A 1,362-nucleotide genomic window follows, 5' to 3' on the forward strand; every position below is an offset into this window, starting at 1 on the left:
GAGGTGTAGACTGTAGAATTATTCAGCCTGAAGTGTGTGCTCTCCCGTGATTACTGATAATCAAAAGGTCGTCTGAAAAGTTTCAGACGACCTTTTATTAACCAACGGGCTAGGAATAAACCCAGTCCGTAGCGTGGGCTTTGCCCACGAAATCTACCACCTGACAATTCAAATCAGACAACAGCCGAATGGGCATCCATTCCGGCATTTATCTCGCGGGCAAAGCCCACGCTACGGGTCGTCTGAAAACCTGTTTCAAGCTTTATGCCAAACCAACCCTACGCCAACAATAACCATCCGGCGACCGTCTTAATCAGACGAACCCGAAAACCTGAAGAAAAATAAGGAAGATGATGCAATGAAAAAACTGTTTTTGATGATATTCGGATTAATGGTTTCAAATATTTCTATTGCCAATCCGACATATGATGTGACAAACGGGGCTTTACAGAATGATCCCGCATTATGCAGCTATGGGTACAATCCCAACTGCTCTTCGGGCAATACCGCCCCTCCCCCTAAGAAAATCATCTATCACGATGTGGTCATCCCTCCAAAATTCGGGGCTTTGGCTTACAGTCAGAAAGCAGGAATTCTTGCAGGCGCTGTAAATCAAAATTCTCTAGACGCAGCAAAACAGGAAGCAGTCAAACGGTGTCAAAAAAGCAGCCGCAATACGCCGTGTAAAGTTATTGTCTGGGTCAGAAACGGCTGTCTCGCAGCAGCAGAAGGAAAGGTTAAGAACAGATTTCTTGTAACCCAAGCAGGAGGTAATCAGGGAACTGTAGAGCAGGCAGCTTTAAAAAATTGCCAAGATAGGGGAGGTGTAGACTGTAGAATTATTCAGCCTGAAGTATGTGCTCTCCCGTGATTGGTATTTAAAGGAAGATGATGCAATGAAAAAACTGTTTTTGATGATATTCGGATTAATGGTTTCAAATATTTCTATTGCCAATCCGACATATGATGTGACAAACGGGGCTTTACAGAATGATCCCGCATTATGCAGCTATGGGTACAATCCCAACTGCTCTTCGGGTAATACCGCCCCACCTCCTAAAAAAATTATCTATCACGATGTTTTTGTGCCGCCTAAATTCGGAGCATTTGCTTACAGTCAGAAAGCAGGGCATCTTGCCGGTGCGGTAAATCAGAATTCCCTAGAGGCGGCAAAACGTGAAGCCATAAAACAATGCCAAAAAGGCAGTCGCAATACGCCTTGTAAAGTTATTACATGGGTGAGGAACGGTTGTATGGCAGCGGCAGAAGGGAAAACAAAAGACAGATTTGTTTTATCTGATGTGGCAGGAGCACAAGGTACTGTAGAACAGGCAGCTTTAAAAAATTGCCAAGATAGGGGAG

At 44.3% G+C, this 1,362-nt stretch carries 2 protein-coding genes; both read left to right on the forward strand.

Features of this window, described 5'->3' with window-relative positions; all coding sequences use genetic code 11:
* Positions 1-358: 358 nt before the first annotated feature.
* Positions 359-871, forward strand: coding sequence for a DUF4189 domain-containing protein (locus tag HMPREF2726_RS08725; protein WP_003755611.1), 513 nt, complete (start codon positions 359-361; stop codon positions 869-871).
* Positions 872-896: 25 nt separating this feature from the next.
* Positions 897-1,362: DUF4189 domain-containing protein (locus HMPREF2726_RS08730; protein ID WP_070603028.1), on the forward strand; the 466-nt coding region annotated here is incomplete at its 3' end.

It is taken from the genome of Neisseria sp. HMSC074B07 (genome assembly GCF_001810355.1).
Taxonomy (GTDB): Bacteria; Pseudomonadota; Gammaproteobacteria; order Burkholderiales; family Neisseriaceae; genus Neisseria.

Coding starts and splice junctions, on each gene's coding strand:
- HMPREF2726_RS08725 (WP_003755611.1), top strand. CDS start 359: ATGAAAAAACTGTTTTTGATGATATTCGGATTAATGGTTTCAAATATT.